15 protein-coding genes are annotated in these 13,383 nt (G+C 62.0%); 11 read left to right on the top strand and 4 right to left on the bottom strand.

Annotation, left to right across the window (positions count from 1 at the left end; genetic code table 11):
- The first annotated feature begins 28 nt into the window (after positions 1–28).
- The 5 genes from heR (at position 29) to IPM84_09485 (ending at position 3,095) form a co-directional block, all read left to right on the top strand.
- Positions 29–793 carry a heliorhodopsin HeR gene (gene heR / locus IPM84_09505; protein MBK9093000.1) on the top strand — a complete coding sequence of 255 codons (765 nt, stop codon included), beginning with the start codon at positions 29–31 and terminating at the stop codon, positions 791–793.
- A 201-nt stretch (positions 794–994) separates the two neighbouring features.
- Complete coding sequence (locus tag IPM84_09500; protein MBK9092999.1) at positions 995–1,489, top strand: DoxX family membrane protein; 495 nt, start codon at positions 995–997, stop codon at positions 1,487–1,489.
- 430 nt (positions 1,490–1,919) lie between these two features.
- The gene (locus tag IPM84_09495; GenBank protein MBK9092998.1) at positions 1,920–2,180 is read left to right on the top strand and encodes a type II toxin-antitoxin system RelB/DinJ family antitoxin; all 261 of its coding nucleotides are present in this window, start codon (positions 1,920–1,922) and stop codon (positions 2,178–2,180) included.
- Positions 2,180–2,449 carry a type II toxin-antitoxin system YafQ family toxin gene (locus IPM84_09490; GenBank protein MBK9092997.1) on the top strand — a complete coding sequence of 90 codons (270 nt, stop codon included), beginning with the start codon at positions 2,180–2,182 and terminating at the stop codon, positions 2,447–2,449. Before IPM84_09495 ends, IPM84_09490 begins: the two co-directional genes overlap by 1 nt.
- Positions 2,450–2,609: 160 nt before the next feature.
- Positions 2,610–3,095 (top strand): DUF1801 domain-containing protein, encoded by a 486-nt coding sequence (locus IPM84_09485; GenBank protein ID MBK9092996.1) that lies wholly within the window; start codon positions 2,610–2,612, stop codon positions 3,093–3,095.
- 26 nt (positions 3,096–3,121) lie between these two features.
- Here IPM84_09485 and IPM84_09480 read toward each other — a convergent pair whose 3' ends face one another.
- The 3 genes from IPM84_09480 to IPM84_09470 are packed head-to-tail and all read right to left on the bottom strand — an operon-like array spanning position 3,122 to position 6,698.
- Complete coding sequence (locus tag IPM84_09480; GenBank protein ID MBK9092995.1) at positions 3,122–4,873, bottom strand: Cache 3/Cache 2 fusion domain-containing protein; 1,752 nt, start codon at positions 4,871–4,873, stop codon at positions 3,122–3,124.
- The gene (locus IPM84_09475; GenBank protein MBK9092994.1) at positions 4,870–5,523 is read right to left on the bottom strand and encodes a response regulator transcription factor; all 654 of its coding nucleotides are present in this window, start codon (positions 5,521–5,523) and stop codon (positions 4,870–4,872) included. Before IPM84_09475 ends, IPM84_09480 begins: the two co-directional genes overlap by 4 nt.
- Before the next feature lie 17 nt (positions 5,524–5,540).
- The gene (locus tag IPM84_09470) at positions 5,541–6,698 is read right to left on the bottom strand and encodes a PD40 domain-containing protein (protein MBK9092993.1); all 1,158 of its coding nucleotides are present in this window, start codon (positions 6,696–6,698) and stop codon (positions 5,541–5,543) included.
- 155 nt (positions 6,699–6,853) lie between these two features.
- Between IPM84_09470 and IPM84_09465 the strand changes: the two genes are divergently transcribed.
- The 3 genes from IPM84_09465 to IPM84_09455 are packed head-to-tail and all read left to right on the top strand — an operon-like array spanning position 6,854 to position 9,085.
- A complete protein-coding gene (locus tag IPM84_09465; GenBank protein ID MBK9092992.1) occupies positions 6,854–7,108 on the top strand; it encodes a hypothetical protein in 255 nt (84 codons plus the stop codon).
- Between the two features lie 39 nt (positions 7,109–7,147).
- Entirely contained in the window at positions 7,148–7,996 is an 849-nt protein-coding gene (locus IPM84_09460; protein ID MBK9092991.1) for a hypothetical protein, read from the top strand.
- A gap of 45 nt (positions 7,997–8,041) precedes the next feature.
- On the top strand, positions 8,042–9,085 hold the full coding sequence (locus tag IPM84_09455) for a LysM peptidoglycan-binding domain-containing protein (protein ID MBK9092990.1): 1,044 nt from the start codon (positions 8,042–8,044) through the stop codon (positions 9,083–9,085).
- A gap of 17 nt (positions 9,086–9,102) precedes the next feature.
- Here IPM84_09455 and IPM84_09450 read toward each other — a convergent pair whose 3' ends face one another.
- Complete coding sequence (locus tag IPM84_09450; protein ID MBK9092989.1) at positions 9,103–11,358, bottom strand: DUF2142 domain-containing protein; 2,256 nt, start codon at positions 11,356–11,358, stop codon at positions 9,103–9,105.
- A gap of 148 nt (positions 11,359–11,506) precedes the next feature.
- Here IPM84_09450 and IPM84_09445 point away from each other — a divergent pair, with 148 nt between their 5' ends.
- From IPM84_09445 to folD, 3 genes are all read left to right on the top strand, one after another.
- Positions 11,507–11,806: a hypothetical protein gene (locus IPM84_09445; protein ID MBK9092988.1), complete on the top strand. Its 300-nt coding sequence runs from the start codon at positions 11,507–11,509 to the stop codon at positions 11,804–11,806.
- Between the two features lie 201 nt (positions 11,807–12,007).
- Complete coding sequence (locus IPM84_09440) at positions 12,008–12,430, top strand: CBS domain-containing protein (GenBank protein MBK9092987.1); 423 nt, start codon at positions 12,008–12,010, stop codon at positions 12,428–12,430.
- Positions 12,431–12,496: 66 nt separating this feature from the next.
- Complete coding sequence (gene folD, locus IPM84_09435; protein ID MBK9092986.1) at positions 12,497–13,381, top strand: bifunctional methylenetetrahydrofolate dehydrogenase/methenyltetrahydrofolate cyclohydrolase FolD; 885 nt, start codon at positions 12,497–12,499, stop codon at positions 13,379–13,381.
- Positions 13,382–13,383 lie beyond the last annotated feature (2 nt).

The following is a 13,383-nucleotide window of genomic DNA, read 5'->3' as shown; positions in this document are numbered from 1 at the left end:
TATCGAAACAGTCAGTTCAACCAGCGTAATGGATCGCAAGTTCACAGGGTTGCGGCGTTTCAACGCCATCATGGGATTCCTGCATCTCATTCAAGGTATCTTCATGATCGTGGTCAGCAGGGCCACTACTTATCCTATCTTTACCAATTACCTGAGTTTTGATGTTGCAACCCGCTCGCTGAAACCGAACACCCAACTCTTCTATGAACTCCCCTTTGGACCGGCTGTTGCCTGCTTCCTACTTATCTCAGCCGTGGCGCACTTCTACCTGGCGACGATTGGCTATGGACGTTATGTGGAGAATCTGAAGAAAGGCATGAATCCAGTCCGCTTCTATGAATATGCCTTGAGCTCTTCGCTAATGATCGTGCTGATCGGCATGTTGATTGGGCTTTGGGATCTGGGCGCGCTCATCTTGATCTTCACACTCAATGCCACAATGAACCTGTTTGGCATTATGATGGAGTTGCATAACCAACATACTTCCAAAACGGACTGGACTGCATTCATTTACGGTTGCGTTGCCGGGTTCGTCCCGTGGGTGGTCATCGCGCTGTATTTCGTGGGCGCGGTCAACTCTGGCGACGCCAAGCCGCCAGCCTTTGTATACGCAATCGTTCCCACACTGTTTGTCTTCTTCAACATTTTCGCTATCAACATGGTGTTGCAGTACAAAAAAGTGGGGCCGTGGAAGGATTATCTATACGGAGAACGCGTCTACATCATTCTGAGCCTGTTAGCCAAGAGCGTTCTGTGCTGGCTGATTTGGACTGGCACGCTGGCCCCGGTCTAAAGCACACGCCGCCTAACAAAGCATGCACCTGACGCTGGGGATTCTGCGGCAATCTCAAGCAGTTTTCTACGCCTGAGCATTTTCCCAGTTGGACGGCCTTGCCGTCCCCGCCCCAGCGCAGGTAACGCAAACCGTTAGGCGGCGCCAGCTCCGTCTTGGGGGTCTTTCAATAACCGCCTCTCACTCGGTTGAGGAATCCAGATGAGCACTCTCTTGCGCAGCTACGACCGGATAGATACGGCGTTGACAACGTGGATGGCTCGGAACGGTATCCGTTTCTTGCGCATCAGCCTTGGCGTTGTCTTTTTGTGGTTTGGCGTCCTCAAGTTCTTCCCCGGGCTGAGCCCTGCCCAGACGCTCGCCGGCAACACTATCTCAATCCTGTCCTTCGGTCTTCTCACCCCCGAGCTGGCTGTGTTCATTCTCGCAGTCTGGGAGTGCCTAATTGGGATCGGGTTGATTGTCGGCTACCTCCTCCGGGCAACGCTCCTCCTCTTATGGCTCCAGATGCTCGGCACGATTACTCCCTTGTTCCTCTTTCCTGAGCAATGCTTCACTGTAGTGCCGATTGCGCCCACTCTCGAGGGTCAATACATTATCAAGAACCTGGTCTTGGTGACGGCCGGACTTGTCATCGGGGCAACGGTCAGGGGAGGCCCATTCACTGCGCGACCTCCAAGCGAAGATGCGGCCTGACAACTCGCTGAAGCTGACCTCGGGCTGGCGGATAGGGTGGGGCGCCTGGCCCGCCGGCCTGTCCGCTTCCGCCGGGCAGCTTAGCCTGTTTTCGACATAGAACAGATGTTTCCATACAACAGCTTGTGGTCATTGGCAAATCGCACACAACCTGTAGGAACAGTCCTGTTTTCGCTCAAATGTTCTACGCGACGGCTTGTGGCAAGTGCCTGATGACCTACTACCCATTGGGGTGTCGAAAACAGGCTTAGCTCGAAACCGTTAGGCATCCAAAACCAACACGGCCGGTTAACCACCAGAAAGGCCGACGATTCGCCGTTGAAGCCTGACAGCGGGCAGAGAAACGCGTTCTTTTCTACCCGAATTCGTTTTTCCGGACTTGTCTTTGTATCCCATTCGTGGTACACTACCGCTTGGAACGGAGGTGTCCATGAACAAGTCAGCCATGATTCGGGCACGAGTTGATCCCAATCTCAAGGACGAGGTCGAGAACGTCTTCGCGCAACTGGGGCTTTCGGCGACCCAAGCGATTACCCTTTTCTATCAGCAGGTCAAGCTCAACCGCGGCTTGCCCTTCGATGTACGCATCCCCAACGCGGTCACGCAGCGCACCTTTGCCGAGACAGATGCCGGTGAGAATATCGTCCGGTGTGACAGTGCGCAAGACATGTTCACTCGGCTGGGCATCTGATGCGCACGCCGAACTATACGCGCCAGTTCGAGCGCGACCTCCGGCTGGCACAGCGGCGCGGGAAAGACATCGAGAAGCTCAAGCAGGTCGTGGCGGCGCTGATCAACGAGGAGTCGCTGGCGGAGCGCTACTATGACCACCCACTGAAGGGCAATTACCGCGACCGGCGCGAATGCCATCTGGAGCCAGACTGGCTGCTGATCTACAAGCTGCAGGGCAACGAAATCATTTTCGAGCGCACGGGCAGGCATTCTGACCTGTTTGAGTAGCCCGCCAGGTTCGTGGGCTGGCGATGGGCAGGCCGCACGGTTCGCCGTCATGGGCGGCGGGTGTCGTTTGGTTGCGGGGTGGGCCAGAGCCGGGGGCAGCCCAACACGAGTTGCAAAGAAACTGCGCCACCTGACTGAGCCGAAAGGATGAGGAGTTTTTATGACCCAACCTGCAAAACAAGACACGCAGAAGTCCGTCCGGGACGCTGCCGCGACCAGCAAAGAGTCGAAGGGATTCACGGCTGAGGAACGAGCGGCGATGAGGGAGCGTGCCCAAGAGCTGAAGGCGGAAGCGCGCGCGAACAAGGACAAGGCGGCCGGCGAAAGCGACGTGCTGGCAAAGATCGCGGAGATGCCGGAACCAGAGCGCACCATGGCGATGCGGCTTCATGAGATTATCAAGGCCAGCGCGCCAGCCCTCTCGCCGAAAACCTGGTATGGGATGCCCGCGTATGCCAGGGCCGGCAAGATCGTTTGCTTCTTCCAAAGCGCGCAGAAGTTCCAGACGAGGTACGCAACGCTCGGCTTCACCGACGAGGCGCGGCTCGACGAAGGCGCCATGTGGCCGGCCTCCTTCGCGCTGAAGGAGTTGACCGCCACGCAAGAGGCAGCAATCGCCGCGCTCGTGCAGAAAGCAGTGAGCTGAGGGCGGCCGTAGCCGGTAGATGGCAATCAAACGGGCAGCCAGACGCGGACGGTAGCTCCTTGACCGGGCTGCGACTCAATTTCCAGGCGGCCACCCAGCCGCTGGGCGCGCTCCTGGATGCCGATCAGACCAAAATGGCCGCGACGCGCAAAATCGTCGGTTGAAAGCGCCTGCGTGAAACCGCGGCCATTGTCGCTCACCTGCAAGAGAACACCCTCAGCATCGCTTTCGAGCAGCGCGCTGGCCCCCGTGGCCTGGGCGTGTTTGGCCACGTTGGTCAGCGTTTCCTGGAAGATGCGAAACAGCGCCAGCTCCTGATCGCCGGTCAACCCGCGCAGGGCGCCGCGCACCGTCAGCGTGACCTGGATGCCGTGCTGCTCGTGCAGTTGATTCGCCAGGTAGCGCAGGGCCGGCGTCAGCCCCAGGTCTTCCAGCACCAGCGGCCGCAATTCATGACTGAATCGCCGCACCTCGGCTGCGGCCGCCCCCACCTCCTGACGCAGCGCGGCCAACTGGCCAACCAGCTCCGGGTTTTGCGCGCTGCCTTCCAGGTACTCCAACCGGCGCCCAATGGCGACTAACGCCTGCACGGTGCCGTCGTGCAATTCACGGGCGATGCGGCGGCGCTCGTCTTCCTGTGTGCGGGTCAGCGCGGCCACATAGCTGCGCTGCGCGGCCCGCGAACCGGCCACCTGCTGCGCCATGTCATCGAAAGCCTGCGCCAGGGTTTGCAGTTCGCGGATGGCGCCGCCGTCCACGTGCGTCACCTCGGCGCCGGCTGCCAGGCGCACCGCCTGGGCCGCCAGGCGATTGATCGGCTCGGTGATGCGCTGCGCGCCCAGAGCAAGCCAGAACAGGCCCAGGAGCAAACCCAGGCCAAGCACCAATAGCGCGGTGCCCAGGTAGGGGCGCACAGGGGCGGTCAGGGTGGCAAACGACTCGCGCGTGATGAGACCCCAACCGCTCGCCGCTACGCTGGCATAGCCGTAGACCACCTGCTCGTCGCCGGCCGTGGCGACCAGCGCGTTGTGGTCCCCTTGCAGCACGCGCTGCACCACCGCCTCGCGGCGCAGGTCCTGCCCCAACAACGAGGCATCGGGGTGGTAAATGGCGCGGCCCTGACGATCTACCAGGTAGGCCAGGCCCCGCTCACCGATGCGCAGGCGCTGGATGTCGCCTCCCAACTGCTGGTTCTTGAGTTGGAAGACGCCCACCAGCGCGCCAACCACATCGCCTGTTGACCCACCGATCGGCGCCAGCACCGCCAGTACGCTATCAGCCTGATCGGGCTGGTCGAGGATGTCAGAAAAAGCCGGAACTTGCAGCGTGCGCACGCTGCGAAAATAGGGTTCAAGGTTCACCGGCGCTTGCTTGACGCCGGCCGGCGCCAGGCTGGCGACGAGCTGTCCGGAGGCGTCCAGGATGAAGACGCCGCCATCGAAGGGCGCGAGCTGTTCGGACGCGCCGCGCAGCACCGCCAGGCGTCGCGCCTCGTCATCGGCGCGCAAGCCTGGGTCGTTGCCTAGAACGGTCAGGATGTCGGCGTAATTCTGCAGTTTCTCAGAGATCCGTTCGGCCGCCACTACGGCGATCTCGCGGTCGCGTGCGATAATCAATGAGTTGACGACCTGCTGATAGGCCAGGGTGGTGACAGCCAGGATGATCAAGAGCAGGAGGGCAAAAGGAAGTAAAAGCCACAGGACGGCCTGAACACGCAGGCTGTTCAGGCGATCAGACAGGGAGTGCGGCGAATGGGCACGATCAGCAGCAGGTTTCACGGTGCTTGCAGCAGGTTTCGCTTCATGGCGACCAGAACGGCTTCGGTGCGTGAGCTGACTGCCAATTTGGCGAAGATATTGCTGAGGTGAGTCTGCACCGTGCGGTCGCTGATGACCAGGGTATCAGCTATCTGTTTGTTGGTCATCCCTTGCGCCAGCAGCCTGAGCACTTCCATCTCGCGGCCGGTCAGGGCTTCGATCTCGTCTTCGGCTGGATGGGTTTTGCGCCCGCTGACGCGGTTGACCAGCTTGCGCACGATGCTGGGCGCCATGACAGATTCGCCGGCCATCACGCCGCGAATGGCGCGGACCAGCTCGGATACCGGAGCCGTTTTGAGCAGATAGCCGCTGGCGCCGGCTTCGAGCAACGCAAAGACATACTCATCATCTTCGTGCGCGGTGAGCACCAGGATCTGCACGCCCAGCGTGCGGCTGCAGATCTGACGCGTAGCCTCGATGCCGTTCATGTTGGGCATGCGCACATCCATCACCACCACATCTGGGCGCAGCATTTCGGCCAGGCGCACAGCCTCGGCGCCGTCATTGGCCTCACCGACCACTATCAGGTCCGGTTCGCGCGCCAGCAGGGCCAGAGTGCCTTGCCGCAGCATCACATGATCGTCCGCGAGGATCAAGCGAATGGGTGACATCGTGAGCTTACCACCGGTCATTTGGGTTTCTGGAACAACGTGGCCGCCGCGCCAGATGCGATCTGCTGCGCGCTGCCGCTCCCGCTGGCCGGCACCGTCCAGATGGTACTGCTGCCATCACGCGCCTGGCGAGTGAACAGGAGCGCCTCAGCAGCGGGGAACCACTGCGGGTTGAGCAACGCATCATTCGGTACCTGCACCAGCAGGCGTGTACTGCTGCGGCTCAGATCATAGGTGCGCAATGCGTAGCCGCCTTTATCCTGGCTGATGTAAGCCACTTGCTTACCATCTGGCGACCAGGCCGGGCCGGCGACGGCGTCTGCCACGTTGCGCACGCCCGTGCCGCCGCTGCTGACCAGCCACAGCGTGCCCTGACCATCGGTGAACGCCACCTGGCTGCCATCCGGCGCCCAGGCGTAGACTGCGTCGGCGCCATGCGCGGGCAGAGGCAAAGGGGTTCCGCCGGTCAGGTAGAAGATGGTAGCGCTGCGTCCAGGATTGAACAGAAAGCGGGTGCTGTCTGGCGACCAGATGATCTGCGGCGGACACAGCTCCGTTGCTTCGGTGGGGGAAAGCAAGACGCGACCCAGGCTGCGCATGCCAGAGCCGTCAGCTTTGGCCAGCTTGACTTCAGCTACGTTGGCACGCGGGTTTTCAATGAGCGCGATATGCTCCCCGTTGGGCGCCCAGGTGGGCGAGACGAAACGCTGACCGCCGCCGGGCAGCACCGCGCTGCTGCGCGTCTGATCGAAGAGCAGGGCGCGAATGTCAGCGCCGTCACTGAAGTAAACGCCCTGGCTGCTGGGCAACCACGCCACCATCTGCACCGGCTTGTCGCTGATCTGCACGGCTGCACCGCCGGCGGTGGAGATGGCCCACCAGACGCCGTTTTGATCCTGGTACGCGACGCGACTGCCGTCTGGCGCGATGGCATAGGGCGCGCAGCCGACGCGCACGCTGGTCGCCAGCACGCGCGCGGCGCCGTCATTGAGGGTCTGGGTGCGCAAGGCCCCGTTCTGCAGATACAGCACGCTGCTTTCCAGCGGCACACTGCGTAAATCGCGCGGTTTGGTTGCCGCAGAACAGCCGCTCAGCACGACGGTGGCAATCACGATCAACGTAATGATCCGCCAGGGGCAGCGGTGATGTCGCAAAGGTTCGAATAGAATCGTCATGTCATCCTGAATTCCGGTATGGCCTATGCCTGACTGGATTCTGGTTGTACAGTATACCCGGTTCGTGGTGAATGGTCAACCGGTAAGTGGCGCAGGCGAGGTAGGCGAAACGGCGTAGAGGGGAACAAGGACGCCTCGCTTTTTTCGGTGCATCCATGTTGCCGCTTTGCCACAACCTGTGCTACAATTTGGTTGTTCGTCATCCGTACAACCTGTGGGGCTGCGAAGTCGGCATCAAGTTTCCTGTTGTCAAGTTGCTCGACTATCGAGCAGACTGGGTGATACAGCTTCCGCCAGAGCTGAGCGCCGCGTTTTTCACTCTGACGGTGCATGGCGCCCGCGGCAGCGCCGAGACCGGTCTGCCCTTTGGGCGCGCCGGTCTTTTTGTTTACCGATCGAACAGGCGCTGATGCTGCCTGCAGCCGCGAGGACATGGAGGAAAATCGCACGTGTGGAACGAGGTGACCCTGGCGACGGAGCGGGCGCGCCGCTATCGCCAGCGAGCAGACCTGCGTGTCAACACGCCGGCGGAAGCGTTGGCGTTCATCAACCAGGTGGGGATGTGCCTGCTCTTTTCGGCGAAGGGCATGGAACTGCCGACGCTGTATGGGGCGCTGTGCGGTATGGAAAAGGCGCCGCCGGCCCATCATAACGAGCGCGAGCTGGGCCTGGCCTGGCAGTGGAAGGACGATCTGCCGATTGCCGGCGATGTGCTGTACGGCAAGTTTCTCAAACGCAAGCCGGTTTTCATCAGCCTGAGCCTCGCCCCAAGTTTCTATGCCCTCAGCGGCAGCTTTGGGGAGCCGGACGATTTCCGTGAGCTGTATCACGATGCCAAACTCACGGCCGAGGCGCGCCAGGTGGCGGAAGCGTTGCTCTTGCAGGGCGCACTGCCCACCAGCGAACTGCGCCGCGCGGCCCGCCTGGCCGGTGAAGATAACATGGGTCGCTTCGATCGTGCCCTGGCCGAACTGCAAATGAAGTGGCAAATTGTCAAAGTGGGCATCGCGGACACCAACGCCTGGAAATACTGCTACATCTATGACCTGCTGCCGCGCCGCTTCGCGTCCATCATCACGGTTGCTCGTCATATCAACAGCACGGAAGCCATGAGTCGTATCTTGCTCGCTTACCTGAACACGGTGGTGACGGCGCCAGCAGGCGCGGTCTGCCGGTTGTTCGACTGGGAGGCCTGGCGGTTGGATCAGATTGTGACGCGCCTCCACGCAGATGGCCGTTTGCAGCAGGATGCGACGATCGAAGGGCGGACGGGCAAGGTTCTGCAGTGTTTGTCATGACAGGTAATGACAGGTAATCAGAGCAACCAGAGAGGAGAAAATAGGATGAAAGCGATCAACAGATTGTGGCTGGCGCTGGCTGTGGGTGGCATCTTGCTGGGCGCGCTGCTGCTGCTGGCGGCCGGGCAGGGTGTGGCCCTGGCCGCACCGGTGAGCCATGCACCGCAGGTGATCAGCGCAGGCAAGGCCGCGCAAGCTGGCGCCATCGTCTACGTCGTGCGTCGGGGCGATACGCTGTCAGCCATTGGCCGGCGCTTCAGCGTATCTGTCGCCACGTTGATGCGGGTCAACCATATCAGCAATCCCAATCGTATCTACATCGGTCAGCGCCTGCTGATCCCGACCGCCGGGCCGACGCCCACACCAACGCCCGGTCCCACCACGGTACCCGGCGAGCCGGTGGAGGAAATTACGATCATCCAACCCTCCATGGGGATGACGATTACCAGCCCGGTGACGGTGATGGGTGTGGGGCGCGGCTTCGAGCAGAACTTGGGCGTGCGCATCCTGGACGCCAGCGGTTTCGAGATCGGCAGCGGCAATGCCATGATTAGCGGCGAATTGGGGCAGCGCGGCCCCTACACCGGCGTGATCACGTTTACCATGCCGGCCAATGCGCAGCCTGGCCGCATCCAGGTGTTTGCCGCCAGCCCACGCGATGGCGCGTTCGAGCACCTGAACTCGGTTTCAGTGCAATTGCCTGGCTCCGGGCTGGATGCTACCCTGGAGCAGCTCAAGACCGCGCTGGAGAAGGCCGACGCGGAGGCGTTGCGCCAACTGCTGGGCCGCCCTTTCCTGTTTGGACTTTATCGCAGCGAGGCATTGCTCAGTGAAGACCCGGCGCAGGTCATGGATCTGCTGGCGTCGTACGGCCTGAACAACTCCACCGTATTTGTAGATTTTTCGGTGGACGCGCGCCCGTTACTGCAAGACAGCGGTGGAGTACCGCCGGGGGTCGAGCATGTTGCCTACAGCACCGGGTGGGGCGAAGACGGTACGTGGTCAGCATTCCTCTATCTGGGCGCACAGCAGGGACAAATGCGCTGGACCGGCATTGTGCTGGTGGCGCCGGAGGCGAAGGATTTCTAGCCGCCAGGGCGCGGTTTTTACCGTATCTGCACGCGACCCAGCATGGCAGCCTTTGCCGTCAGGTTGACGGGTAACTGAAACTGCGTGGATGAGTCGAAAATGCTGACCAGGATGTCGTACTCGCCGATGGCTGCGTTGGCCGGTATGGTCAGGCGATAGTGTTCCTCGCGCAATCGTCCAACCTGCCAGTCTTGCGCCGGGGTGACATTGGTGGTACTGATCGGCTCGGCGTCAACTGCCGCCGCGCCATTGGCCGGCGGGCGCAAACTTGTGACCACAACGTAATTGGTGCGCAGCCGTTGCAGCGGCCGCCAGAACAGGGCCAGGTCGAGGGTCTGGCCGGGCGCAAGGCTGCGACGATTGACATCGTAGCCCACCAGTTCGATCTGGTCATCGAAATTCCAGGCCACCGGATTGGGTATGCCGGCCAGGCCGAGCCGCGGGTGGATGCGCAGATCGCCCAGGGACACCTGAAAGAGGGTGGCCGGACTGGCGCTGACAGGCGTCCCGTCAGCGGCGCGGGTTACGCTGACCACCAGGCGACACACGCAGGGCGCGGGTGCGCTGAGCGGCAGCGTGAGCAGATGCTCATCGCGTACCTGCTCGCCGGCCCGCCAGCGGCTGGTGACGTAGTTGCCACGGGCGGGGAAGCTGTCCTGGCGCAAGATGACCAGGCCGGCATCGTCCACGATGGTCAGGCTGATGCTGTAATCGGCGCCAGGTGCGGTCAGAGCCTGCCAGAAGAGCGTGACCGCCACGGTTTGGCCGGGTGTCAGGTCGTTGGGCGTTACCGTAACCGCGCGCAGGCGCAGGGTTTGATCGAAAGTGGTCTCCACGGCGCTGGCCGCGGCGACAGCCGCCGGCGTGGGCGCGGCTGGTACGGCATAGGCCGGCACGATACTGAGCCAGGGGATGATGAGGGCCAGGGTCACCAGGCCAGCGCCGAGCCACAGGCCCACGCGGTGGCGCCAAACAAAGGGCGTCAACGTGTTGACCCCGGCGGCCCAGAGCACAGCAAAGGCTGCCAGGGCCGGGAACAGATAGCGACCCTGGGGCGGGTAGAGGGTGGTCCAGCCCCACACCGATACGAAAACGATGGCGCACCAGATGATGAGCAGCCATAACTGAAGTGAACTGCCGCGTGCGGCGCGCGCCAGGTGTTCGCCGGCCGTATGCTCGTTGAGACGACCGCGATTGAAACGCCACCAGACGATCAATGCACCCAGGCAGCCAATGGCCCCGATGATGGCCAGGATATTGTAGACGACATAGACCCAGGCCGGCGGGGGCACATTGAGCCAGCCGAACAGCGCCCAAAACGAACGCCAGGCGCGGGCGCCGTGCATGGCGAATTCGCTCCAGGACGGCCAGTCAGGCCGCGGGGGGAGAAGATCAAAGAGACTGCGCAGACCAAAAACGTTGCCGCTGAGCAGCAGGTTGCGGACATACCACCACCCTGCGACGAGAAAGGCCAGGCCAAAGGTGATGCCGTGCCAACGCCAAAAGTATCCCCAGGAACGCTCCACCAGGGCAAAGGCGGTCAGGATGATGAAGGTGAGGGGGAGCAGCGGCAAGGCGTTTTGCTTGGTCAGGGTTGCCAGGCCCAACGCGAGGCCAAGCATGACCAGGCGTCGGGTGGTGGGCGGACGATTGAGCGTGCGCGCCAGGAGCAGCAAGGTCAGCGTGGTGGCGGCGATGACCAGGTTATCGTTATTGACCGACGTGCTGATGAAGATGAACTGCGGATTGCCAGCCACGAAGAGTGCGGCCAGGTGCGCGATCGAAGGCTGATTGGGAAAAACCTGCCAGGCCAGGGCAAACGTGCCAGCCACTGTGACCGCACCGAGCAGCAAGGAGAACAAGCGCAGCACGCGCATGGCAAGCACGGCGCCGCGGCCAGGCCACGTCGCATCGGCCCCGTGAATGACGTGATTGAGGTTGGCGGTGCTGCCTACCTGATCGCTGCTGGCATATGGATTTGGGCGAATGACCTGATCGGCGTCGCTGATGTCAATGGGCAGGGTCAACCAGTGAGCCAGGAGGTAGTAGAGCGGCGGTTGGGCCGCGATCTGGCGCATGGGCAGGTCCGCGGCGGCCTGGGCCGGCGGCAAACCATAACCCTGGCGCAGCCAGCGCACGTATTGAAAGTGCAGGTCTTCATCCGGTGACTCGAACAACGGGTTGATACTGCTGGTCACAAGGCCCAGGAGCAGGAACGCGGTCAAGATCAGGATGAGGGGGCGTCGTGCCGCCGGTGATTGTTGAGCGAGCATATTTGCCTGTCCCAGGTTGTCTGGCGGCCCGCGCATGGCCGCGTTACCCAATTATAGCACAGGGCGCGTTGAAGGGCGCGTTGAAGGGCGAAGCGCTCGCCAAAAGGACGCACAAGCCGCCCACAGGCGCGAAACGAAACGATAAATTATGACTGGTTTACAAATCAGCGCTGCGCAGGCTGTAGTCGAGATCGTGGCGGCTGAGAATCGCGTCGTCTGGCGCATCGAAGCGGTGCCGTCGCGGGTGGATGCGCGCCTGGGCGACAACCGCATTCGGCTGGATGCGCTGGCCGACCACGGCGGTGGCATCAGCGTGGTGGTCGAGGCACAGGCCGCGTTCGCCCTGGAGGTAGAGGCCGGTTTTACCGTGTTTTATGAATCGGTGCCGGCCGGTCGCACGGCCTATCTGTTGACCTATCTGGATCGCACGGACGTTCACCAGGTCTAGAAACCCGTTTTCTCGCAGCAAACGGGTTTCTGCATTTCTGCAAACGGGTTTCTCATGATTGACCTGACCTGCGTCATTGCGTCCTGATGACAACCTGCTACACTGTGAGCCATAGGCGGGGCGCGGCTGTGTGCCCACCCACCGGGGCGACCACAGGGGTGCGCCCCAACCTGATTCCACAGCAATAGAAAGGGGGACTTCATGTCGGTCAAAATTGTCAAAGACATCATGCACAAGGGTGTCATTGCCTGCCATCCCAACACGGCCGTGACGGAGGTTGTGCGCGTGCTGGCAGACACGGAAGTTCACGCGATTGTCGTCACCAGTCCCGACGGTGATTTGACGGGCATCATCTCGCACATGGACGTCATTCCGCACTATGGGCAGCCTTTGGAAGGCAAGACAGCGGCCGACATCATGACCCGCAGTGTCGTCACGGCCAGCCTGGACAGCACAGTGACCGAGGCCATGAAGCTGATGGTCGAGAAGCACATCCATCGCGTGGTGGTGACCGAGGCCGGGCCGAACGGGATACACGTCCCGGTGGGCGTCCTTTCGACGACCGACATCGTGCGCGAGATGCGCGGGTCGCGCTGGATGTGGTATTTCAGCCCTAATCCCTGATCCAGGATGGTGAACGTCGCCGGCATGGCGCGCGTCACCGCATCAAACCGAGAAGCGAGAATCATCATGACGGCAACTATCATTGACGGCAAAGCTGTGGCCGCGCGCATTCGCGCGGATCTGACCCTGGAAGTGGCCGCGCTACGCGAAAAGACCGGTCGCGTGCCCGGGCTGGCCACCGTGCTTGTGGGCGAGAATCCGGCATCGCAGGCTTATGTCAGCTCTAAACGCAAGGCATGCGCCGAGATCGGCGTCGAGTCGTTTGGACATGAACTGCCCGCGTCTATCAGCCAGGCGGACCTGGAGGCGCTGGTGCGCGACCTGAGTGCCAACCCGGCCATTGATGGCATTCTGGTGCAGCTGCCGCTGCCCGCGGGTCTGGATGAAGAGGCGGTGCTGAGCACCATCAGCCTGGAGAAGGATGTGGATGGCTTTCATCCGATCAACATTGGGCGGTTGAACATGAAGGGGCGGCCGCCGCTCTTTGTGCCCTGCACACCGCTGGGCTGCCTGACGCTGCTGGAAAGCGTCGGTGTGCCCATCAGCGGCGCCGACGCGGTGGTCGTCGGTCGCAGCAACATCGTGGGCATTCCCATGGCCGCGCTGCTGCGCAATCACGACGCCACGGTGACGGTGTGCCACAGCCGCACGCGTGACTTGCCGGCCAGGGTGCGCCAGGCAGACATTGTGGTGGCTGCCATTGGCCGGCCGCAGATGATCCGCGGCGATTGGCTGAAGCCGGGCGCGGTGGTGATTGATGTGGGCATCAACCGTATCGAGGATGCGAGTAAGAAGAGCGGGTCGCGCCTGGTGGGCGACGTGGCTTTCGACGAGGCAAAGGAAGTCGCCAGCGCCATCACTCCGGTGCCGGGCGGCGTCGGGCCGATGACGATCGCCATGCTGCTGCAAAATACGGTCACTGGTTTCAAGCGAACGCACGGGCTGGCGTAGGC

Origin of the sequence: Candidatus Amarolinea dominans, from assembly GCA_016719785.1 — a bacterium.
GTDB lineage: Bacteria > Chloroflexota > Anaerolineae > SSC4 > Amarolineaceae > Amarolinea > Amarolinea dominans.
The sequence above is the reverse complement of the archived record's forward strand: the minus strand, read 5'-3'. Positions and strand labels throughout refer to the sequence as shown.

Excerpts from the sequence above, each read along its gene's own strand:
- heR (MBK9093000.1), top strand. The coding sequence starts at position 29 with ATGGATCGCAAGTTCACAGGGTTGCGGCGTTTCAACGCCATCATGGGA.
- IPM84_09500 (MBK9092999.1), top strand. The coding sequence starts at position 995 with ATGAGCACTCTCTTGCGCAGCTACGACCGGATAGATACGGCGTTGACA.
- IPM84_09495 (MBK9092998.1), top strand. The coding sequence starts at position 1,920 with ATGAACAAGTCAGCCATGATTCGGGCACGAGTTGATCCCAATCTCAAG.
- IPM84_09490 (MBK9092997.1), top strand. The coding sequence starts at position 2,180 with ATGCGCACGCCGAACTATACGCGCCAGTTCGAGCGCGACCTCCGGCTG.
- IPM84_09485 (MBK9092996.1), top strand. The coding sequence starts at position 2,610 with ATGACCCAACCTGCAAAACAAGACACGCAGAAGTCCGTCCGGGACGCT.
- IPM84_09475 (MBK9092994.1), bottom strand. The coding sequence starts at position 5,523 with ATGTCACCCATTCGCTTGATCCTCGCGGACGATCATGTGATGCTGCGG.
- IPM84_09470 (MBK9092993.1), bottom strand. The coding sequence starts at position 6,698 with ATGACGATTCTATTCGAACCTTTGCGACATCACCGCTGCCCCTGGCGG.
- IPM84_09465 (MBK9092992.1), top strand. The coding sequence starts at position 6,854 with ATGTTGCCGCTTTGCCACAACCTGTGCTACAATTTGGTTGTTCGTCAT.
- IPM84_09455 (MBK9092990.1), top strand. The coding sequence starts at position 8,042 with ATGAAAGCGATCAACAGATTGTGGCTGGCGCTGGCTGTGGGTGGCATC.
- IPM84_09450 (MBK9092989.1), bottom strand. The coding sequence starts at position 11,358 with ATGCTCGCTCAACAATCACCGGCGGCACGACGCCCCCTCATCCTGATC.
- IPM84_09445 (MBK9092988.1), top strand. The coding sequence starts at position 11,507 with ATGACTGGTTTACAAATCAGCGCTGCGCAGGCTGTAGTCGAGATCGTG.
- IPM84_09440 (MBK9092987.1), top strand. The coding sequence starts at position 12,008 with ATGTCGGTCAAAATTGTCAAAGACATCATGCACAAGGGTGTCATTGCC.
- folD (MBK9092986.1), top strand. The coding sequence starts at position 12,497 with ATGACGGCAACTATCATTGACGGCAAAGCTGTGGCCGCGCGCATTCGC.